Source organism: Mycobacterium sp. UNC410CL29Cvi84 (assembly GCF_000686745.1).
Classification (GTDB): Bacteria; Actinomycetota; Actinomycetes; order Mycobacteriales; family Mycobacteriaceae; genus Mycobacterium; species Mycobacterium mucogenicum_B.
This window is the reverse complement of sequence record NZ_JMLM01000007.1, coordinates 179,779-198,352: the sequence shown is the minus strand read 5'-3', so window position 1 is coordinate 198,352 and position 18,574 is coordinate 179,779. Positions and strand designations below refer to the sequence as shown.

24 protein-coding genes are annotated in these 18,574 nt (G+C 66.0%); 12 read left to right on the top strand and 12 right to left on the bottom strand.

The window, feature by feature from the left end; genetic code table 11:
* From BR47_RS0111580 to BR47_RS0111565, 4 genes are read left to right on the top strand one after another with little or no spacing between them, the layout of a single operon-like run.
* On the top strand, positions 1-1,212 hold the full coding sequence (locus BR47_RS0111580; protein ID WP_029119613.1) for a metal-dependent hydrolase family protein: 1,212 nt from the start codon (positions 1-3) through the stop codon (positions 1,210-1,212).
* Positions 1,199-1,615, top strand: coding sequence for a nuclear transport factor 2 family protein (locus BR47_RS0111575; RefSeq protein ID WP_020102612.1), 417 nt, complete (start codon positions 1,199-1,201; stop codon positions 1,613-1,615). The genes BR47_RS0111580 and BR47_RS0111575 overlap by 14 nt, the downstream gene beginning before the upstream one ends.
* Positions 1,612-2,727, top strand: a complete 1,116-nt coding sequence (locus BR47_RS0111570; protein WP_029119612.1) for an acyl-CoA dehydrogenase family protein — start codon at positions 1,612-1,614, stop codon at positions 2,725-2,727. The genes BR47_RS0111575 and BR47_RS0111570 overlap by 4 nt, the downstream gene beginning before the upstream one ends.
* A gap of 1 nt (position 2,728) precedes the next feature.
* Positions 2,729-3,538, top strand: a complete 810-nt coding sequence (locus tag BR47_RS0111565; protein ID WP_029119611.1) for an acyl-CoA dehydrogenase family protein — start codon at positions 2,729-2,731, stop codon at positions 3,536-3,538.
* Between the two features lie 148 nt (positions 3,539-3,686).
* On the opposite strand, the gene BR47_RS0111560 is transcribed toward BR47_RS0111565, so the two are convergent.
* Complete coding sequence (locus tag BR47_RS0111560; RefSeq protein ID WP_029119610.1) at positions 3,687-4,859, bottom strand: acyl-CoA dehydrogenase family protein; 1,173 nt, start codon at positions 4,857-4,859, stop codon at positions 3,687-3,689.
* 161 nt (positions 4,860-5,020) lie between these two features.
* Between BR47_RS0111560 and BR47_RS0111555 the strand changes: the two genes are divergently transcribed.
* The 5 genes from BR47_RS0111555 to BR47_RS33095 are packed head-to-tail and all read left to right on the top strand — an operon-like array spanning position 5,021 to position 7,873.
* Complete coding sequence (locus BR47_RS0111555; RefSeq protein ID WP_029119609.1) at positions 5,021-5,677, top strand: TetR/AcrR family transcriptional regulator; 657 nt, start codon at positions 5,021-5,023, stop codon at positions 5,675-5,677.
* 43 nt (positions 5,678-5,720) lie between these two features.
* Complete coding sequence (locus BR47_RS0111550; RefSeq protein ID WP_029119608.1) at positions 5,721-6,521, top strand: acyl-CoA thioesterase; 801 nt, start codon at positions 5,721-5,723, stop codon at positions 6,519-6,521.
* Between the two features lie 54 nt (positions 6,522-6,575).
* Entirely contained in the window at positions 6,576-7,421 is an 846-nt protein-coding gene (locus BR47_RS0111545; RefSeq protein WP_029119607.1) for a mycofactocin-coupled SDR family oxidoreductase, read from the top strand.
* Positions 7,422-7,446: 25 nt separating this feature from the next.
* Complete coding sequence (locus BR47_RS0111540; protein ID WP_029119606.1) at positions 7,447-7,671, top strand: SDR family NAD(P)-dependent oxidoreductase; 225 nt, start codon at positions 7,447-7,449, stop codon at positions 7,669-7,671.
* A 55-nt stretch (positions 7,672-7,726) separates the two neighbouring features.
* On the top strand, positions 7,727-7,873 hold the full coding sequence (locus BR47_RS33095; protein WP_155987069.1) for a hypothetical protein: 147 nt from the start codon (positions 7,727-7,729) through the stop codon (positions 7,871-7,873).
* Here the strand turns inward: BR47_RS33095 and BR47_RS0111530 are convergent.
* The 5 genes from BR47_RS0111530 to BR47_RS0111510 are packed head-to-tail and all read right to left on the bottom strand — an operon-like array spanning position 7,870 to position 10,597.
* Entirely contained in the window at positions 7,870-8,361 is a 492-nt protein-coding gene (locus BR47_RS0111530; RefSeq protein ID WP_029119605.1) for a nuclear transport factor 2 family protein, read from the bottom strand. The two genes, BR47_RS33095 and BR47_RS0111530, sit on opposite strands and share 4 nt — an antisense overlap.
* Positions 8,362-8,365: 4 nt before the next feature.
* Positions 8,366-8,635, bottom strand: a complete 270-nt coding sequence (locus BR47_RS0111525) for a cytochrome C oxidase subunit IV family protein (protein ID WP_029119604.1) — start codon at positions 8,633-8,635, stop codon at positions 8,366-8,368.
* Between the two features lies 1 nt (position 8,636).
* Positions 8,637-9,224: a cytochrome c oxidase subunit 3 gene (locus BR47_RS0111520; protein ID WP_029119603.1), complete on the bottom strand. Its 588-nt coding sequence runs from the start codon at positions 9,222-9,224 to the stop codon at positions 8,637-8,639.
* Positions 9,225-9,227: 3 nt separating this feature from the next.
* Entirely contained in the window at positions 9,228-9,965 is a 738-nt protein-coding gene (locus tag BR47_RS0111515) for a hypothetical protein (protein ID WP_029119602.1), read from the bottom strand.
* Positions 9,962-10,597: a hypothetical protein gene (locus BR47_RS0111510; protein WP_231506699.1), complete on the bottom strand. Its 636-nt coding sequence runs from the start codon at positions 10,595-10,597 to the stop codon at positions 9,962-9,964. The genes BR47_RS0111515 and BR47_RS0111510 overlap by 4 nt, the downstream gene beginning before the upstream one ends.
* 157 nt (positions 10,598-10,754) lie before the next feature.
* On the opposite strand from BR47_RS0111510, the gene BR47_RS0111505 reads away from it, so the two are divergent.
* Positions 10,755-11,315 (top strand): TetR/AcrR family transcriptional regulator, encoded by a 561-nt coding sequence (locus BR47_RS0111505; RefSeq protein WP_029119600.1) that lies wholly within the window; start codon positions 10,755-10,757, stop codon positions 11,313-11,315.
* Here BR47_RS0111505 and meaB read toward each other — a convergent pair.
* The gene (gene meaB / locus BR47_RS0111500; RefSeq protein ID WP_029119599.1) at positions 11,312-12,181 is read right to left on the bottom strand and encodes a methylmalonyl Co-A mutase-associated GTPase MeaB; all 870 of its coding nucleotides are present in this window, start codon (positions 12,179-12,181) and stop codon (positions 11,312-11,314) included. The genes BR47_RS0111505 and meaB overlap by 4 nt on opposite strands.
* Positions 12,182-12,267: 86 nt before the next feature.
* On the opposite strand from meaB, the gene BR47_RS0111495 reads away from it, so the two are divergent.
* Entirely contained in the window at positions 12,268-13,032 is a 765-nt protein-coding gene (locus BR47_RS0111495) for an SDR family NAD(P)-dependent oxidoreductase (RefSeq protein ID WP_020102626.1), read from the top strand.
* A 63-nt stretch (positions 13,033-13,095) separates the two neighbouring features.
* On the opposite strand, the gene BR47_RS0111490 is transcribed toward BR47_RS0111495, so the two are convergent.
* Genes BR47_RS0111490 through BR47_RS0111475 form a run of 4 tightly spaced genes read right to left on the bottom strand, consistent with a single transcriptional unit; the run spans position 13,096 to position 17,101 of the window.
* The gene (locus BR47_RS0111490; RefSeq protein WP_029119598.1) at positions 13,096-13,860 is read right to left on the bottom strand and encodes an enoyl-CoA hydratase/isomerase family protein; all 765 of its coding nucleotides are present in this window, start codon (positions 13,858-13,860) and stop codon (positions 13,096-13,098) included.
* A gap of 1 nt (position 13,861) precedes the next feature.
* Positions 13,862-14,950, bottom strand: coding sequence for an acyl-CoA dehydrogenase family protein (locus tag BR47_RS0111485; RefSeq protein WP_029119597.1), 1,089 nt, complete (start codon positions 14,948-14,950; stop codon positions 13,862-13,864).
* Entirely contained in the window at positions 14,937-15,752 is an 816-nt protein-coding gene (locus BR47_RS0111480) for an acyl-CoA dehydrogenase family protein (RefSeq protein ID WP_029119596.1), read from the bottom strand. Before BR47_RS0111480 ends, BR47_RS0111485 begins: the two co-directional genes overlap by 14 nt.
* Positions 15,737-17,101: a class I adenylate-forming enzyme family protein gene (locus BR47_RS0111475; protein WP_029119595.1), complete on the bottom strand. Its 1,365-nt coding sequence runs from the start codon at positions 17,099-17,101 to the stop codon at positions 15,737-15,739. The genes BR47_RS0111480 and BR47_RS0111475 overlap by 16 nt, the downstream gene beginning before the upstream one ends.
* A 101-nt stretch (positions 17,102-17,202) precedes the next feature.
* On the opposite strand from BR47_RS0111475, the gene BR47_RS0111470 reads away from it, so the two are divergent.
* Positions 17,203-17,535: a 2Fe-2S iron-sulfur cluster-binding protein gene (locus tag BR47_RS0111470; RefSeq protein ID WP_029119594.1), complete on the top strand. Its 333-nt coding sequence runs from the start codon at positions 17,203-17,205 to the stop codon at positions 17,533-17,535.
* Here BR47_RS0111470 and BR47_RS0111465 read toward each other — a convergent pair.
* Positions 17,523-18,563 carry a CaiB/BaiF CoA transferase family protein gene (locus BR47_RS0111465; RefSeq protein ID WP_029119593.1) on the bottom strand — a complete coding sequence of 347 codons (1,041 nt, stop codon included), beginning with the start codon at positions 18,561-18,563 and terminating at the stop codon, positions 17,523-17,525. The genes BR47_RS0111470 and BR47_RS0111465 overlap by 13 nt on opposite strands.
* Between the last annotated feature and the right edge of the window lie 11 nt (positions 18,564-18,574).

Below are 18,574 nucleotides of genomic sequence, written 5' to 3'. Positions count from 1 at the left end.
GTGCTCACGCTGAAAGCCGCTGGGCTGCTTGACGTCGACGCCGGGGAGATCGTGCGCCCCGGCATCGTCCGCGTCGACGGTGACCGGATCGTGGGAGTGGGTGGTCCGGTCGACGGCGAGGTGATCGATCTCGGCGATGCGATCCTGCTGCCCGGTTTGATGGACATGGAGGTCAACCTCCTGATGGGCGGCCGGGGCGAAAACCCCGGCCTGTCCCAGGTTCAGGACGATCCGCCGACGCGCGTGCTACGCGCTGTCGGCAATGCCCGCCGGACCTTACGCGCGGGATTCACCACGGTGCGCAATCTCGGCCTGTTCGTCAAGACCGGCGGCTACCTGCTCGACGTCGCGCTCGGCAAAGCGATCGACGCCGGCTGGATCGACGGGCCACGCATCGTGCCGGCCGGCCACGCCATCACCCCGACCGGCGGCCACCTGGACCCGACGATGTTCGCGGCGTTCGCTCCCAACACACTGGAACTGACCATCGAGGAGGGCATCGCCAACGGCGTCGACGAGATCCGTAAGGCGGTCCGCTATCAGATCAAGCACGGGGCCCAGTTGATCAAGGTCTGCTGTTCGGGCGGCGTCATGTCGATGACCGGTCCGCCTGGGGCACAGCACTATTCGGACGAAGAGTTGCGGGCGATCGTCGACGAGGCACACCGGCGAGGGCTGCGCGTCGCCGCGCACACGCACGGCGCCGAAGCGGTGATGCACGCAGTCGACGCCGGCATCGACTGCATCGAGCACGGCTTCCTGATCGACGACGAGGCCATCGCCTCGATGGTCGAGCACGGCACCTTCCTGGTCAGCACCCGGCGCCTGGCCGACGCGATGGACGTCTCGCACGCTCCGCCGGAACTGCAGGCCAAGGCGGCCGAGATGTTCCCCATCGCCCGCAAGTCGATCCTGGCCGCGTACGAAGCCGGGGTGAAGGTAGCGGTCGGCACCGATGCACCGGCCATCCCGCACGGCAAGAACGCCGACGAACTCGTCACCCTGGTCGAGTTGGGCCTGCCGCCGCTCGCGGTGTTGCGGGGTGCCACCACCACGGCGGCCGAGCTGCTCAACGTCACCGACCGCGGGCGCATCGCCGAAGGACTGCTGGCCGACATCATCGCCGTGCCCTCGGATCCGTTGGCCGACATCAGCGTTACGCAACACGTCAGCTTCGTGATGAAAGGGGGAAAGGTCTATGTCAACAACTGACGAAATCGTCGCGATACAGCAGCTCCTCGCCAAGTACGCAGTCACCATCACCCAGGGCGACATCGACGGTCTCGTGTCGGTGTTCACGCCCGACGGCACCTACAGTGCGTTCGGCGACACCTACCCGCTGGACCGGTTTCCCGAACTGGTGGACGCGGCGCCCAAGGGCCTGTTCATGACGGGCACCGCACTCGTCGACCTCGATGGCGACAGCGCGACCGGAACCCAGCCACTGTGCTTCGTCGAGCATTCCAGCCACGACATGCGGATCGGCTACTACCGCGACACCTACGTCCGTACCGACGACGGCTGGCGATTGCGCACCAGGGCAATGACTTTCATCCGGCGCAGTGGCGACCACGACTCCGGCAAGCCGCACGCAGTGGGTCGCCCCCGCCCGTGATCGCCGACGTCTCCGAATTCCGCGCTCGCCTCACGGCCTGGCTCGACGAAAACGATCTGACCCCAGGACCCGACCACTCGCTCGAGGGGCACCTACGCCAGTTCGCGCGTGTGCAGAAGGCGCTGTATGACGCCGGCTGGAGCCGCTACGGCTGGCCCGAGCACGCCGGTGGGCTCGGTGGTCCGGCGATGCTGCGGGCCGTCGTCGGCGAGGAGGTCGTCGGCCGGCGGCTGGCCGAGCCCGGGCCGTACTCGATGCTCGAAGTACTGGCGCCGACGATGATCGACTACGCGTCACCCGAGTTGGCCGCCGAGATGGTGCCCAAACTGCTCAGCGGCGAAGAACAATGGTGCCAAGGGTTTTCCGAGCCCGGCTCGGGGAGCGACCTGGCGTCGTTGACCACCCGCGCCGTCCAGCACGGCGACAAATGGATCATCAACGGGCAGAAGGTGTGGACGAGCTTCGCGCAGTATTCGCACCGCTGCATCCTGCTGACCCGCACCGGCGACGCCGACACTCCGAATCACCAAGCCATCACCGCGTTCTTCATCGACATGGACTCCCCCGGCATCACGGTGCGGCCGCTGCGCACCATGCACGACATCGACGAGTTCTGCGAGGTGTACTTCGACGACGTCGAGGTCGATGCGAGCCGGATGCTGGGCAAGCCCGGTGACGGTTGGCAGCTCGCGATGGACCTGCTCCCCTACGAACGCTCGACCTGCTTCTGGCAGCGCATCGCTTACCTGTACTCGCGATTCGACGCGTTGATCCACGAGGTCCGCAACGAGGGACAGCCCGTGGATGCGGATCTGGGCGAGGTCTTTCTGGCTCTACATACACTGCGCTGTCGCTCCCGCGCTACCCAGCTCCGACTGGCCGAGGGCCACAAGTTGGGGCCGGACACCTCGATCGACAAAGTGTTGCTGGCCAGTGCCGAACAACGGCTCTACGACGCGGCGCGTGATCTGCTACCCGGCGTCATCGAACTCGATGAAACCCCCTGGCGCACCGAATATCTGTACTCGCGCGCGGCCACGATCTACGGCGGCACCGCCGAAGTGCAGCGCAACATCATCGCCCGCCGACTGCTCGATCTCGGGAGGGAGTGACATGTCCACCCACCTTGACGCCGACTCGCTCGCGCTGCTGGAAGAAACGCTGCGCAAGACGATGTTGACCTGCTCGGGTCCGGAGTTGGACTCGGCACTCACCGAGCTCGGTTGGGCCGAGATGCTCTCCGACATGGCCGACGTAGCGGTACCGCTGATGTTTCGCCTCCTCGGCGAGACCGGCTCGCACGCATCGGTTCTCATGGATGTGGTGCTGCACGCCACCGGCAACACCATCGGTGACACGGTGGAATTGCCGCTGCCGTACACCGGCAACACGTGGGTGGTGTGGGACCGAAGCGCCAAGAGCGTCGATTCGACGCTGGGCGGACTGCCCCTGCGACGCGAGGACGAGGGCTATCCCATTCGGGTCGCCGAAGCCCGCATCGCCGTGGGTTGGTGGCTCGTCGGTTCAGCCCGGGCCATGCTGTCGCTGGCCCGTCAGCATGCATTGGACCGGGTGCAGTTCGGTCGGCCCCTCGCGGGCTTCCAGGCCGTCCGGCACCGGCTCGCCGAGACCCTCGTCGCCATCGAGGGCGCCGAAGCGACTCTGGCCCTGCCGATTTCCGACAGTCCCGACCTCGTCGCGCTACTCGCGAAGGCCGCCGCGGGCAAGGCAGCGCTGACCGCGGCCAAGAACTGTCAGCAGGTTCTTGCCAGCATCGGTTTCACCGCGGAACACGATTTTCACCACCACATGAAACGGGTGCTGGTTCTGGACGGATTACTCGGCAGCTCACGGGAACTCACCAAGAAGGCCGGCGGCGGCCTGCGGGCCCGGGGTTCGGCGCCGCGGCTGGCGCAGCTGTAGCGATCACCTCGGGTGGCCCATGCTGGGCATCTGACTAGCAATTGCCTTGTGCGCGTTGATCGTGCACTGACGCTGAATTTGTTCGAGTAGTCGTCTGCGTAGACGCACGCTCAATCGCAAGCGCCGCAGGATCAACGTCGCCCGGCGGTCACCTCGGCAGGCCGAGCACCCGCTGGGCGATGATGTTGCGCTGGATTTCCGAGGTGCCGCCGGCGATGGTGCCGGCGAAGCTGCGGACGTAGCGGTCGAACCAGCTGCCAGCATGCGGGTCGAGATTCAGTGGCACATAGGGCGACGACATGGCGGGATGGCTGAGCGCGTCGGCGCCGGCGATGTCCATCGCGAGCTCGGACGCAGTCTGCACCGCCTCGGAGCCAAGGAGTTTCAGCACTGACATCCTCGCCACGTCCTCCTCACCCCGTGCGGCGCGCGCCAGCGCGGCAGAACCGAGCAGCCGCAACGACTGGTTGTCCATGACCAATGTCGCCAACCGGGACCGGTCGCGCTCGGTCGTCGGTTCGAGATCCGCGACGAGGTCCGTCAGGCGGTCGGCGAACGACATCCACAACATCGTGCGCTCGTGGCCCAGAGAGCCGTTGGCGACCCGCCAGCCCTCGTTCAGCGGCCCGAGAAGGTTCTCGACAGGAACCCGCGCGTCGGTGAAGAACACTTCGTTGAAGTCCAGATCGTCGACGTCACATGCCGAGGCGAAGGGCCGCCGCACGACGCCCGGGGTGTCGGTCGGCACCAGCAGCACGCTGATGCCCTTGTGCTTGGGTGCGTCGGGGTCGGTGCGGACGAAGGCCAGGATGACGTCGGCGTCGTGAGCGCCGGAGGTCCAGACCTTCTGCCCGTTGAGCACGAAATGGTCCCCGTCGCGGACCGCACGCGTGGACAGGGACGCGAGATCGGATCCTGCACCGGGCTCGCTCATGCCCAGCGCTGCCGTCTTCTCGGCGCGCAGAATCGGCACGGCCCAACGGTGCTGCTGATCCGGTGTACCGAACGTCAACAGCGACGCCGCGATGATGCCGACACCCTGCGGGTTGAAGCTGTGGTGTATCCGGCGCCTGGACATCTCCTCCTGATGTACGTACTGCTGCAGCAGTGTGGCGTTGCGCCCACCGAACTCCGGCGGATTCCCCGGCAGCAGCCAGCCGTTGTCGAACAACAGGCACTGCCAGCGACGCGCCCAGTCCGGGATGTGCGCGGTCGACCGCGGCCGCTCGATCGACTCGGCTTCCGGGGGCAGATGCGTGTCGAGGAAGTCGACGAACTCCGCCCGAAATGCCTCGACTCCCGCGTCGAACGTCAGCTGCATCTCGACAAACCCTTCCGGCAATCCCCGCAGGAGAATACCATTCTCGTCATGGGACAGTTACAATCTCTGACACGGAGTATGAGAAGGCCCGTGGCGAACAACTACCAGGCCCTTCTCAGGTACAGTTCATGCATGTTCTCCGCTGATGACATGGGTGCATGATGACCAGCCCGACAGAAGATCCGGCCTGGAAACAACGCGCGGTCGAGCGCTCCATCAAGACCGCGAAACTGCGCGCCGCCCAACGCGTCCAACGATTCCTGGACGCGGCCCAGTCGATCATCATCGAAAAGGGCAGCACGGACTTCACTGTCCAGGAGGTCGTCGACCGCTCGCGCCAGTCCCTGCGGAGCTTCTACCTGCAATTCGACGGCAAGCATGAACTGCTGCTGGCGCTGTTCGAAGACGCCCTGAGCCGGTCGGCCGACCAGATCCGGGCTGCCACCGAAGGCGAGACAGATCCGCTGCAGCGTCTGAAGATCGCCATCGAACTGCTCTACGAACTGTGCCGGCCCGACCCCGCGGCCAAGCGACCATTGTTCACCGACTTCGCTCCCCGCCTCCTCGTCACCCACCCGGCCGAGGTGAAGATCGCCCACGCACCACTGTTGGCGCTCCTCACCGAACTGATGGAAAGCGCCAGCGCCGCAGGCGAATTGCGCTCGACGGTCAATCCGCGACGCATGGCCGCGATGACCATGCAGACGGTCATGTTCATCGCGCAGTCCAGTGGCGGAGCCGACGAAGCGACCGCCCATCCCATCACCACCGACGAGGTCTGGGACTTCCTTGCGAACGGTTTTGCCGCACAAAAGTGAGAATAGGGTTCTCGCTTTCAAGAATTTGACTTACACTGCGTAGGTGCCCGACCTGTGGACCGATCTTCTCGATTGCCTGAATCTGGCTCCGCGGTCGTCTGACGACGACGGCCTGTTCGAGGGGCGTAACCAGACGCTGGAGTACCACCGGGTTTTCGGCGGACAGATCCTCGGGCAGTTCGTCCGCGCGGCCTGCCTGTCCACACCCGACAAGGCGATCAAATCGATCCACGCGGTGTTCCCCCGCGAAGGCCGCGCCGACGAGCCGATCACCTACGAGGTGACGCGCCACCACGAGGGCCGCTCGTTCGCGACGCTGTCGATCGCGGCCACGCAGAGCAAGGGCGCGATCGCGACAGCGTCGATCTCGATGCACGCCGTCGAAGACGGCCACGATCAGCAGTTCATCGACACCGTGCCAACGGTTCTCGGCCCCGAGCACGAGGCTCGGATTGATTTGATCCCGTGGGAGACCCGCTCTGCCGACAGCCTCGACACGACCGCGGTCGGGCCGGCCGAGTACGCGCTCTGGATGCGTACCCCAGCCGTTGACTCGGAGCTTGCCCCGGCACTCGCCGCGTACGCCACCGACCTGACGTTGATCGGCACCGCGATCCGTCCGCTGGACGGACTGAGCCAGCGCGGCAACGGCACCGCATTCACCTCGGCGGTGACCTCACACACGCTGTGGTTCCACCGGCCGTTCCGGACTGACGACTGGCTGCTGCTGCGCCAGCACAGCCCGCTGGCAGCGCACGGCCGGTGCTTCGGCCGCGGCGACATTCTCACCGCCGAGGGCGCACTGGTCGCCTCCTATGCGCAAGAAGCCCTCCTCCGGCTCTAGCGCCGGACCCGAGATCCCTGAACATCCACTGCTAGTGAGGAATTGAGGCATCACATGACCGGAAGAGTCGAAGGCAAGGTCGCGTTCATCACCGGGGCGGCCCGCGGGCAGGGCCGGGCCCACGCGGTATTGCAGGCCACCGAAGGCGCTGACATCATCGCGGTCGACATCTGTGGACCGATCCGGCCTGGTGAAGAGTCAGCCATCCCGGCTTCAACCCCAGAGGATCTCGCCGAAACCGCGAGTCTGGTCAAGGACCTGGGTCGCCGGATTTTCACCGCACAGGTCGACGTACGCGACTTCGACGCACTGAAATCCGCCGTGGACGCCGGCGTCGAGGAACTCGGCCGCCTCGACACCATCATCGCCAACGCCGGCATCGGCAACGGCGGAAACCTGCTGCACGAGACCAGCATGCTGGACTGGGACGAGATGATCGACACCAACCTGTCCGGCGTTTGGAAGACAGTGAAAGCCGCTGTCCCCCATATCATCTCCGGCGGGCGCGGTGGGTCCATCGTGCTCACGAGTTCGGTGGGCGGATTGAAGGCCTACCCGATGTGCGGCAACTATGTCGCTGCCAAACACGGTGTGGTCGGCCTGATGCGAGGATTCGCGGTCGAACTGGGATCCCACAACATCCGCGTCAACTCTGTGCATCCCACCCATGTCGCCACCGACATGCTGCACAACGAGGGCACGTTCAAGATGTTCCGGCCTGATCTGGAAAACCCGGGCGCTGATGACATGGCGCCCATCTGTCAGATGTTCCACACCCTGCCGATTCCGTGGGTCTACGCCGAAGACATCGCGAATGCCGCGCTTTTCCTGACCTCCGATGATGCGCGCTACATCACCGGTGTCACTCTCCCGATCGACGCCGGTAGCTGCCTGAAGTAACGGGCGCGCACCCGGGTTCCGGACAATGACGTCCGACGCCGTACTGATCACCGGCGCCTTCGGCGTGGTGGGGCAACAGACCGTCCTGCGGATGGCGGCGTCGGGCCGCCCGGTGGTGGCGACCAGTCGGGATTCGAAGGCGAATCGCAAAGCAGCACGGCGATTCCCGGACAACGTCACGGTCTACTGGTCCGACCTGACCGACACCGACAGCACCCGACAGATGATCGCGGGCGCAGAAAGCCCTTGATTTCCAGCCTATTTCGTGGGATCAAATGATTGCCGACTACCGCCGGGGAGTGGGCGTGGCGCGCTATCCGATGCGGTTGGCGGCACCACTGGCCCGCGCGTTCATGAAGCGCAACGACGCGTTTCGCGGCCGGCCCGGCCGATGCACCGACCCGTGGGGAGCCATCCGGGAGAAATGGGGCGAACCGATGGCCGACGGCTAGCGCCCGCGCAATCGCCGGGCCGCGGCGTCACGCACGCGGGGCGGAATCCGCACCGAGAAAACAGCATTGAACACGTCTTCGCGCAGCCGGGTGAGGGTGGACGTCTTGATCCGCCACTGCCCGCCGGCCTTCTCGTAGGTTTCGTGGTAGTGGCCGTAGCCCCGCAGGTTCACCCCTGGGGCAAGCCGCACGACATCGTTCAGCGCCCACACCCCCATAGCGGTGGACGGCGACGTCAGTGTTATCTCCGGTGCGTGCACTTGGTGGACGGTCGGTTGCGATGGCTTACCCAACGTCCGGCGCAGGAATGCCACGAATTCATCTGCACCGCTGATGATCTCGCCGCCCGCCCGGCTGGTGTCACTGACGAAGTCGTCAGTGAAGAGGTCTCGCCAGGCCACCCAGTCCTTGGTGTCGAGCAGCCGGCAGTACCGGGCTTTGAGTTGCTTGATGGCCTCGACGTCGGCCCATGCCCCGGGGTCGGTCATGCGATCACCAGACATAGATCACCACGATCGCACCGAACAGCACCACAAGCCAGCCGTCTGTGGCCAACTGCAACCATCGTGGCGCGGTTCGCACCTCCATGAACTCCCGGATGATCAGGCGGGATTTGATCAGCGCGAGCGCGAGTACCGCGACGGTGATACCCACGCTCGCGGTCACCGGCCCGGTGTGGTGGGCGGGCGCCAGGAACCACGACACCACGGTGATCGCCGACAGTCCGGCCCAGACGGCGGTGGTACGTGCGGCAGCAGTCATGTCACCTCATCACATAGAGCAGCGCGAAGATGACGACCCAGAGCAGGTCGACCATGTGCCAGTAGGTCGCTCCCGTCTCGACATGTGCAACCCGCTTGCCGTTGCGCAGCTCGGCATAGGCGACGCCGAGAAATACCAGGCCGATGGCGACGTGGAACAGGTGCACGCCGGTGAGCATGTAGTAGTACATGAAGAAGTTGTTGCTCGGAAAGGTATGGCCCTGAGCGATTTTGGCGGCCCACTCATAAGCCTTGACGACCATGAACAGCACGCCGCACAGCCCGCCGCCGATGGTCAGCTTGCGCGCGCGGTCGAATTCGCCACCGCGAGTCAGCTGCACCGCACGGGCCACGAACCACGAACTGGCCAGCAGCACCAAGGTGTTGACCACACCGATGTTCAGGCTCAGGTGCCGCTGCGACTCGATGAACAGGTCCCGTTCCTGGTGGCGGGAGATCATGAAGATGACGAAGTAGCTGCCGAAGATCACGAAGTCGCCCAGGACGAACACCCAGAGGTCCTTGTCAGCGGGCAGCTGCGGTTTGGGCCTCGTCATCGAATCGGCCGCAGGCGTGGAAGTTTCCGTCATCGTTCAGTCCTGGACCTGCTCGCTGGGCGACTGATTCTTGATCGCCACATACAGCAGCCGGATCATGCAGAACTCCCACACCACGAAGATCACCGTGCCGAGATAGAAGCTGATGGACCCGTTCCACGCCAACGGCCCGGACCGGAAGACGAACACCGGGCCGGCGAGCAGTTCCGTCACGATCATCCAGATCGACATGTAGGCAAGCCATTTCGGCAGAATGGCGTTGCGGTCGAGGAATATCGCCAGCGCCAGCACCATATTCTGGGTGCAGAAGCACCCCAGTGAGCCGACGAACGACAGCAGGCACCAGTCGTACAGCATCACCATGATCTGTGGATCCCGGTCGGGCCGCAACGCAGCCGCCACGAATGCGAATGCCGGGAGGAGGCAGCCGGGCAGTCCGCCGACCACCAGGGCGCCGATGTAGGCGTAGGCGAAGACGGGGCTGACCGACATCCGTTTGATCTGTTGCGCGATGAGCCCGTTCGCAATGCTGGCGAAGCCGATGAAGAACATCAGCAGTGCGAAGCCGATCCGGATGGTCAGCGAGTGGTCGACGAAGAACTGCACGATCTGCGCCGGCGTGATGTCGGGCCGCGGCGGTGGCATCACCCGCGTCAGCACCACGAAGATGAGCCCGAAGATGTTGTAGAACACCGGAATCGTCCACCACGCGATCCACTGGTCGACCTTCGGCTTGTGCGTCCAGGCCGGGGCGTCTGCGAGGCCGACCGTCATGACTCCCTCGCCTGGGCACTGATCGCCGTCCGCACCACCACGAACATGACGGCGAGATACAGGCAGAAGGCGGCTAGTCGCAGCCAGAACGACACGATGCCATTCCAGGCCAGCGGCCCGTCGGTGAAGACCACCGCACACACCGCGGGCGTCATCGCCGCCGCGGTGACCACGCTGAAACCGGCGACCCACCGCGGGAAGATCGGCGCCGGCCGGCGGTCCAGATGAACCGCCAGCGCCAGACAGAGATTCATGACGACGACGGCCCCGACCGGTGCGGTGAACACGAGCCAGGCCATGTCGTTGAGCAGCAGGACCAGCTGAGGATCCCGACCCGGTCGGTAGGCCGCGATGAGCCAGAAGATGTCGGCGATGGCGAACAGCGTTGCGCCGGTGGCGGCCGCACCCAGGTAGCTGTATGCCAAGACGTGACTCGACAACGACATTCGCTTCATCTGCACGGCGATCGTCATGAAGAACGGGATCAGCATGATGGCGCACAGGTTGAACGTCACCATCGAGAACCGGATCGACGCGGTGTGCTGTGTGTAGAAGTCCGCGACCTGTACCGCGGTCATGCTGGGTGGCATCGGCGGCCAGAAACCCGGAAAGGCCACGAACGCCAGTGCCATGATCGCGCCGAAAACCGGTACCAGCCACAGGCTTATCCATTGGGGTCGCAAGTCCACAGGGGACTCCCTCCGTCCGCCGATTCGGTTGCCGATCGGCTACTTCCGCACGGTAGCCGATCGGCAACCTAGCGGTCAATGCTCAGCTAGGCTTTGGCGCGTGGGGAGATTCAGCGAGATCACGCGCAGCGCCGCGCAGACCCGGGTGCTCGATGCCGCGCTGACCCTGATTGCGGCGCACGGCGTCAGTGGCACATCGCTGCAGATGATCGCCGACGCGATGGGCGTGACGAAGGCGGCCGTCTACAAGCAGTTCAAGACCAAAGAAGAGATCGTCGTCGCGATCACCGAACGCGAACTCGGCAAGCTGGAGGATGCGCTCGACGCCGCCGAGGCCACCGGCCACGCGGCCGCAGCCCGGGAAGTATTGCTGGGCAGGGTGATCGACCTCGCCATCGATCGTCGCGGCGCGGTGAACGTGCTGCAGTTCGATCCCGTCATCATCCGACTACAGGCCGAACACGAGCCGTTTCAGCGGTTCGTCGAGCGGTTGTACGGCGCACTGCTGGGCACCGAGGACGGTGTCGCGGCCAGGCTGCACGCGGCGATGTTGTCGAGCGCGATCAGCGTGGCGGTGATGCACCCCTTGGTCGCCGATATCGACGACGACACCCTGCGTACGCAACTCCTGGAGATGACGCGGCGAATGCTCGGCCTCTAGGGTTCGCGGGCGAACAATCGCTCGGCGGCCGAGTAGGGGTCGTCGTCACCGCTCGCGACCGCTTCGGCGAGCCGATCGAGGTCGGGATGGGCCCGCAGCCGGGTGAGCGCCAGCGACAGGATCTGCGCACGGGCGCGCGCGGCGCGGTGGGCCGCATCGTCGGCCCGGTGATGCGCGTCGATCGCGTCGATCAACTCGGGCAGTCCTTCACCTTGCGCAGCAACGAGTTTGAGAATCGGCACGGCAGTCTCGCCACGTAGATCACGGACCGTCTGGTCGGCGCCGTCCCGGTCGGCCTTGTTCACGACGACGATGTCGGCGACTTCGAGCAGACCGGCCTTCGCGGCCTGCACCGCGTCACCGGCGCCGGGGTTGAGGATCACGATCGTCGGGTCGGCGATCGCGGCGACCTCGACCTCCGACTGCCCGACGCCGACCGTTTCGAGCACGATCAGGTCATACGCCAGCGCCGCCAACACTCTGATGGCGGCCGGCACCGCGGCGGCCAGGCCACCGAGGTGGCCGCGGGTGGCCACCGACCGGATCAGCACGTCGGGATCGTTGATGTGCGCGGCCATCCGGATCCGGTCGCCGAGCAGCGCGCCGCCGCTGTACGGCGACGACGGGTCGACGGCCAGCACCGCCACCCGCATCCCGCGCGCACGGTATGCCCCGACGAGCACGCCGACCGTCGTGGACTTTCCGGCACCGGGCGGCCCCGTCACCCCCAGCACCCTGGGCGGCCGCGAGCCGCCGAGGGCGTCGAGAACCTCAGTCCGGCGCGGACTCTCGACAAGGCTCAGCAGTCGACCGGTCGCGCGGAGAGAACCACTGCGGGCCGCCGCGATGAGCTCGTCGATCGTCATCATCCGCACTCTATCCGACCCACCCCCTTGATTGAGAATGTTATTCTCCAATGAAGAGAGCATTCCTTGCACGAAGGGTAGGCGGTATGGAGATCAGTGGCAGCTCGGCCATCGTCGTCGGCGGTACCGGCGGGCTCGGCGAAGCAACAGTGCGGCGCCTCGTCACCGCGGGCGCGAAAGTCGTGGTCGCCGATGTCGCCGACGACAAGGGCAAAGCCCTGCAGGACGAGCTGGGTATTCGCTACGTCCACACCGATGCCACCTCCGAGGAATCTGTGCAAGCCGCCATCGCCGAGGCCGAATCGCTTGGACCGCTGCGGATTTCGGTGGACACGCACGGCGGTCCGGCCGCCGGCGGACGGCTGATCGGCAAGGATGGCTCGCCGCTGGGACTCGACGGCTTCGAGACAACCATCAAGTTCTATCTGACGGCTGTGTTCAACGTGATGCGCCTCGCGGCAGCCGCCATCGCCAAGACCGACCCGCTCGAGGAAGGCGCCCGCGGCGTCATCATCAACACCGCGTCGATCGCCGGCATGGAAGGCCAGATCGGCCAGCTCCCCTACTCCGCGGCCAAGGGCGGCGTACTCGGGATGACGCTGGTCGCCGCCCGCGACCTGTCACCGCTGGGCATCCGGGTCGTCAGCATCGCACCGGGCACCATCAACACCCCGGCCTACGGTCAGGCGGCCGACCAACTGGAGAAGTACTGGGCCCCGCAGATCCCGTTCCCCAAGCGCATGGGCCGCTCGACGGAGTACGCGCAACTGGCCCAGAGCATCATCGAAAACGACTACCTCAACGGCGAAGTCATCCGTCTCGACGGCGCCCTGCGCTTCCCGCCGCGCTGACCGGCCACCCGGTACGAAAGTGGGGGTCACTCCGACGGCGTGACCCCAACTTTCGTATCGCGACTATCCCTTGGCGATCAGTCCGTCGACGATCTTGTTGAAGTCGGCGGTGCCGAAAGACACGTACTCCGCGAGGTTCGCGTAGTCCAGCGACGCCATCACCGAACGCTCCAGCTGGATGTTCATCAGACGCTTGGTGGCCTCGACGGCCTGCTTGGGCAACTCCGCGAGCTGTTTGGCGCACGCGATGGCTTCGGCCAACGGGTCGGCGACGACATGATTCGCCAGACCGAGCTCGAGGGCGCGGGCCGCTTTGATCCGCACACCTGTCAACGCAAACTCCTTGGCCTGCAACAGGCTTATCTGCGACCCCCAGACCAGCGGACCACCGTCGGCCGCGACCAGACCGATCTGCACGTGCGGGTCGGCGAAGAACGCATTTTCGGCCATGTAGACGATGTCCGACAGCGCGGCCAAGCTGCACCCGAGACCGACGGCCGGCCCGTTCACGGCGGCAACGACCGGGACACGGCAGCGGACCATACCGATGACGAGGTCGCGGCCGTGCTTGATGGTCTTCTGCCGCAAGGCTTCATCGTGGCGCAGCTCGTCGAGATAGTTGAAGTCGCCACCCGCGGAGAAGGCCCGGCCGGCTCCGGTGATCACCGCCGCCCGGGCGTCGGCGTCCTCGTTGAGTGACTCCCAGATGCTCGCCAGACCGACGTGCAGCGGGTCGTTGACCGCGTTGAGCTCCTCCGGGCGGTTCAGCGTGATGATCCGCAGCGGGCCGTCGGCCGTTACGTCGATTTCCGTTGGCATGCCGTACAAGTCAGACTCCTAATCCCAGAATGCGTTGCGCGATGATGTTCTTCTGAATCTGCGAGGTGCCGCCCATCACACTCTGGGCACGGCTGTACATGTAGGCGCCGAACAACTCGGGGTCACCGGTGCCGACCGTCGCCAGCGCCGCATGCCCCACCGACTGCTCGGTCCACGTCATCAGCAGCTTGTCGAGGGATCCGTTCGGCCCGTGCGTTATCCCGTCGAGCTGCTCGGACAGCCGCCTGCGCACGTGCAGGCGCAGCATCTCGGTCTGCACCCACGCCCACGACAGCGCTTCCGGCGGCGTGCCGTCGACCCGGGAGGCCAACTGCCGCACCAGTTTTCCGTAGCGCGCCGAGAAACCGAGGGTCGAAGGCTCGCGCTCGTGGCTGACTACCGTCATCGCGAGCTTCCAGCCCTCCCCCGGCGCACCGACCATGTTCTCCGCCGGCACGCGGGCCCCGTCGAACAGCACCTGGCCGAATTCCTTGGTGACACCGCTGATCATCTTCAACGGCCGCTGCTCGATGCCCGGCTGGTGCATCGAGACGACGAACGCCGAGATGCCCTTGTGCTTTGCAACGTCCTTGTCGGTGCGCGCCAGCACCAGGCACCAGTCGGCCACATCGGAATAGCTCGTCCAGACCTTGTGTCCGTGGATGACGTACTCGTCACCGTCGCGCGTGGCCGTCGTGGTCAGCGACGCGAGATCCGAGCCCGCACCCGGCTCGGAGAAGCCCTGGCACCAGCGCTCGGTGCCATTGATCATCCCGGGCAGAAACCGTTGCTGCAGTTCCTTGCTGCCGTGGTGGCCCAGTCCCACCACGAGGTAGCCGAGACTCGGCCGCGCCGGCGCTCCCGCCTTCGCGATCTCCTCGTCGACGATGACGTCGTACACCGGCGGCAGTTCCTGCCCACCGAATTGGCGCGGCCACGAGGTGCCGAAGAAGCCCGCGCCGTAGAGCGCGCGGTGCCAATCACCTTGAGCCGCCCAGTATTCGTCGCCCGAGGTCGGGAACCTGCCCTTCTGCTCGGTCAGCCAATTCCGGAGCCGGTCCCGGAAAGCGGCTTCCTCCGGTGAGTCACGAAAGTCCAATGGTCAGCTCCTCCAACTTGGCCGGCCACAGCTCGGTGGCGGTCAGAACGCGACGCAGGTACACGTGCGCAAGACATTCCCAGGTGTTGCCGATGCCGCCGTGCACCTGGATCGACGTCTCGCAGACCGTCAATGCCGCACGCGCACAGTAGATTTTGGCAACCCGTGCCGCTTCGATCGCCTCGGAGGCGGGCAGGGCATCAACAGCCCAGGCGGCGTGCCGCAGCACGCTGACCGAGCCCTCGATGAGCGCAAGGCTTTCGGCCAGCAGATGCGCGACGGCCTGATACGAGCCGATCGCCGCACCGTACTGTTCGCGCACCTTGGCGTAGTCGAGGGCCAGCGCATGCGCCCCGCGCGCGGCACCGACGAGATCGGCACACGTGACCGTGAGCGCCAGTGCATGCCAGCGGCCGGCGTCCTCCGCGGACAGCTCACTCAATTCGGGCGGCCATTCCGCCACGCCGGTCACTCCGCCCAGCAGATCGACCGAATCCGGTTGCGCACTTGCGGCTTCCGGCTCTCGGCCGAGTATCCGCCGGAGGTCATCGGCCAGCACCGGCCCCAGGAACGGCACATCGACAAGTCCGCGGGCGAACTCCTCGGCGACGATGGCCACCTCGACGCCGGAGGCCCCGTCGGAGCGCAGCGTCCGAAACCCGGTGCTGTCGACGGCCTTCTCCAGCTGAGTGCGGCGGCCGGCATCATCGAGGTCGGCGACCGAGTGCAGGCCGAAATCGGCAGCCAATTCGGCGGCCGATTCGGCGAGTTGCCGCTGTTCGGCGGTCAGACGGACGTCCACAGGCGCTCCTTGAGCACTCGGCGCAGCACCTTCCCGGAAGGCAGCCGCGGGATTTCGGGTACGAACACAACGCGGCTCGGCCGCTTGTAGGAGGCCAGTCTGGCGCCGACCAAGTCCATCAATTCGCCATCGGTGACGGCCGAGTTCGTGGCCACCGCAGCCACCACCGTCTCACCGTCTCGTGCGTCGGGCAGCCCGAACACCGCGCAGTCGGCGACGGCGGGATGCGAATGCAGGACCGCTTCGATCTCGGCCGGGGCCACCTGGAAGCCCCGCACCTTGATCATCTCCTTGCGCCGGTCGGTGATCCGTAGCCGCCCGGACTCATCGAAATGTCCGATGTCACCGGTGTGGAACCAGCCGTCGACGATGACCGTCGAGGTTTCCTCCGCGGGAAGATAGCCGGCCATCACCGCTTCCGAGCGCACCTCGATCTCTCCGGACTCCGCGATGCGCACATCGACGCCGGGCACCGGCCTGCCGACGGTGTCCAACCGCCCACCAGTGAGGTCATCGCACGCGATGACGACCAATTCGGTTGTCCCGTAAGCGGTTACCCAGCCCACGCCGGTACGGCGCGTGATTTCTTCGGCCACCGTCGCGGTCACCGGCGTCGCGCACCACATGAGGTACCGCAGCGACGAGAGGTCGTAGGTCTCCAGCCGTGGGTGGGCGGCAAGAGCCAATGCGATTGGCGCCACCGTCATTTCGATGGTGATGCGGTCGGTTTCGATGTGGCGCAGCATGGCTTCGACGTCGAATCGCGGATGCAACCGGATCCAGGCACCCGCGTCCAGCACCGTCATGATGTTCAGCAGGCCGAGAATGTGCGACGGTGGGGTCATCACCTGCAGGCGGTCCGCGGCGGACAGACCGAGCGCGGCGCGCCACTGGCGCACGGCAGCAGCCAGCCCACGGTGGCTATGGCGGACTGCCTTGGGCATCCCGGTGGTACCGGAGCTGAAGGCCAGCACGGCATCCGAATCCGGCGCCGGAGTGCCGGCGGGTGAGTCCTTCGCGGCGATGGGCTCGTCGAGATGCAGCATCGGCATCAGATCAGCGAGAACAGCGCTGTCGCCGACTGCGCATGACGGCGCCGTCACCGCCAGCGCGTGCTGCACCTCGGCGCGCCGCCATGCCGGACTGAGCAGCACGGCGGCGGCGCCCAGACGCCAGATGGCGTGCAGCGCAATCACGAATTCCGGGCGGGTCGACGACATCAGGGCGACGCGGTCAGCCACACCGACGCCCCGGTCGGCCAACACGGCGGCCATCCCGCCGGCGAGGGCGTCGAGCTCCGGCCGGCTGTACTCCCGCTGATCGAAGGCGAGCACCGCACCGTCAGCCACGTCGCGCCCGCTCCTTCCAGCAGAGTGAGAAGATTTCCGGTTGATACCGAGAATCATATTCTCCTATAGTTAGAACGACAATACGCGACGATGGGACGACGATGGGGCCAGCCACGACGACGGCGACGACCGGCACGGACGCGGGCGCAGGCACGGGCACGGGCACGATCACCATTCACCTCGACCGGCAGAAGGTGTCGGTCCCCCGCGTCGGCGATGAGACGCTACTGGACAGCGCCCGGCGGGCCGGGCTGGCGCCACCGTTCTCCTGCGAGGCAGGCAACTGTGGCACCTGCATCGCCATGTTGACCGAAGGCAGCGCCACGATGCGCAACAACGAGGCCCTGGACGACGACGAAGTCGCCGAGGGTTATGTGCTGACCTGCCAAGCAGTTCCGGACACCGCGTCGGTGACCGTGCGTTACGACGACTGAGCCGGCGCCGGCCGGTACTCCGCGTGGTGGCCGGCGATTCGGATCGGACTGCCGATCAACCGGAAATCGCCTGCGGTGACGATCATTTCCGGCGTCGCATCCAAGGCTTCCGGCAGTGTGCGAACGGCTGCCGCCGGAATGCCGAGCGCACGCAGCCGCTTTTCCCAGCCGGTGGCGGTGTCGGTGGACAGCACCTTCTCGACCACCGCGAGCACCTCGTCCCGGCTCGCGGCTCGTTCCGCCATGGTGGCGAACGGAATCTCACCGTTGCGGTCGATGCCCGCCTCCCCCACAAACGATCTCCAGAAGCCGTCGTGGGTGATGAACAACGCCAGATACCCGTCCGCCGTCTCGAAGAGCTGCGCCGGTACGTAATACGAGTGCGCACCGTTCGGGTGCCGGCTCGGGTGCGTGCCATCGTTCAGATACGCCGCCGCACGGTAGTTCAGTTGCGACAGCATCACGTCGCGCAGACACACCTCGACCTGACCACCACGCCCCGACACGATCTGGGCGAGCAGGCCCAGCGCCGCCGCCATGCCGGTGGAATTGTCCGCGGATGAGTAACCGGGCAGCGTCGGCGGCCCGTCCGGGTCGCCGGTCATCGCGGCCACTCCCGTCGCCGCCTGGATGACGTAGTCGAAAGCGGGGTCGTCGCCGCCGTCCAGCCCGAAGCCTGTCATCGCCACACAGACGATCTTCTCGTTGAACTGGCGCAGCGACTGATACGTCAGGCCCAGCCGGCTAATCACCGAAGGCTTCATGTTCACCAGCAGCGCATGGGATTCGGCGACCAGCTCGCCGAGCCGCGCCTTGCCCGCTTCCGACGCGAGGTCCAGGCAGATGCTGGTCTTGTTGCGGTTGAGGCTCGCGAAGTAGCTGTCGCTGACCTGCCGGGAAATCTCCCCGCCGGGCGGCTCGATCTTGATCACCTCGGCACCCAGATCCGCGAGCAGCATCGTCGCGTACGGGCCGGCCAGCATGACGCCGACCTCGAGAATCCGGATACCGGCGAGAGGAGCATTCATTTCGGCGCCGA

What these genes read in the sequence shown, in the direction of transcription:
- BR47_RS0111575 (WP_020102612.1), top strand. Translation starts at nt 1,199, where the DNA reads ATGTCAACAACTGACGAAATCGTCGCGATACAGCAGCTCCTCGCCAAG.
- BR47_RS0111565 (WP_029119611.1), top strand. Translation starts at nt 2,729, where the DNA reads ATGTCCACCCACCTTGACGCCGACTCGCTCGCGCTGCTGGAAGAAACG.
- BR47_RS0111560 (WP_029119610.1), bottom strand. Translation starts at nt 4,859, where the DNA reads ATGCAGCTGACGTTCGACGCGGGAGTCGAGGCATTTCGGGCGGAGTTC.
- BR47_RS0111555 (WP_029119609.1), top strand. Translation starts at nt 5,021, where the DNA reads ATGACCAGCCCGACAGAAGATCCGGCCTGGAAACAACGCGCGGTCGAG.
- BR47_RS0111545 (WP_029119607.1), top strand. Translation starts at nt 6,576, where the DNA reads ATGACCGGAAGAGTCGAAGGCAAGGTCGCGTTCATCACCGGGGCGGCC.
- BR47_RS0111540 (WP_029119606.1), top strand. Translation starts at nt 7,447, where the DNA reads ATGACGTCCGACGCCGTACTGATCACCGGCGCCTTCGGCGTGGTGGGG.
- BR47_RS0111530 (WP_029119605.1), bottom strand. Translation starts at nt 8,361, where the DNA reads ATGACCGACCCCGGGGCATGGGCCGACGTCGAGGCCATCAAGCAACTC.
- BR47_RS0111525 (WP_029119604.1), bottom strand. Translation starts at nt 8,635, where the DNA reads ATGACTGCTGCCGCACGTACCACCGCCGTCTGGGCCGGACTGTCGGCG.
- BR47_RS0111520 (WP_029119603.1), bottom strand. Translation starts at nt 9,224, where the DNA reads ATGACGGAAACTTCCACGCCTGCGGCCGATTCGATGACGAGGCCCAAA.
- BR47_RS0111515 (WP_029119602.1), bottom strand. Translation starts at nt 9,965, where the DNA reads ATGACGGTCGGCCTCGCAGACGCCCCGGCCTGGACGCACAAGCCGAAG.
- BR47_RS0111510 (WP_231506699.1), bottom strand. Translation starts at nt 10,597, where the DNA reads ATGGCACTGGCGTTCGTGGCCTTTCCGGGTTTCTGGCCGCCGATGCCA.
- meaB (WP_029119599.1), bottom strand. Translation starts at nt 12,181, where the DNA reads ATGACGATCGACGAGCTCATCGCGGCGGCCCGCAGTGGTTCTCTCCGC.
- BR47_RS0111495 (WP_020102626.1), top strand. Translation starts at nt 12,268, where the DNA reads ATGGAGATCAGTGGCAGCTCGGCCATCGTCGTCGGCGGTACCGGCGGG.
- BR47_RS0111470 (WP_029119594.1), top strand. Translation starts at nt 17,203, where the DNA reads ATGGGGCCAGCCACGACGACGGCGACGACCGGCACGGACGCGGGCGCA.
- BR47_RS0111465 (WP_029119593.1), bottom strand. Translation starts at nt 18,563, where the DNA reads ATGAATGCTCCTCTCGCCGGTATCCGGATTCTCGAGGTCGGCGTCATG.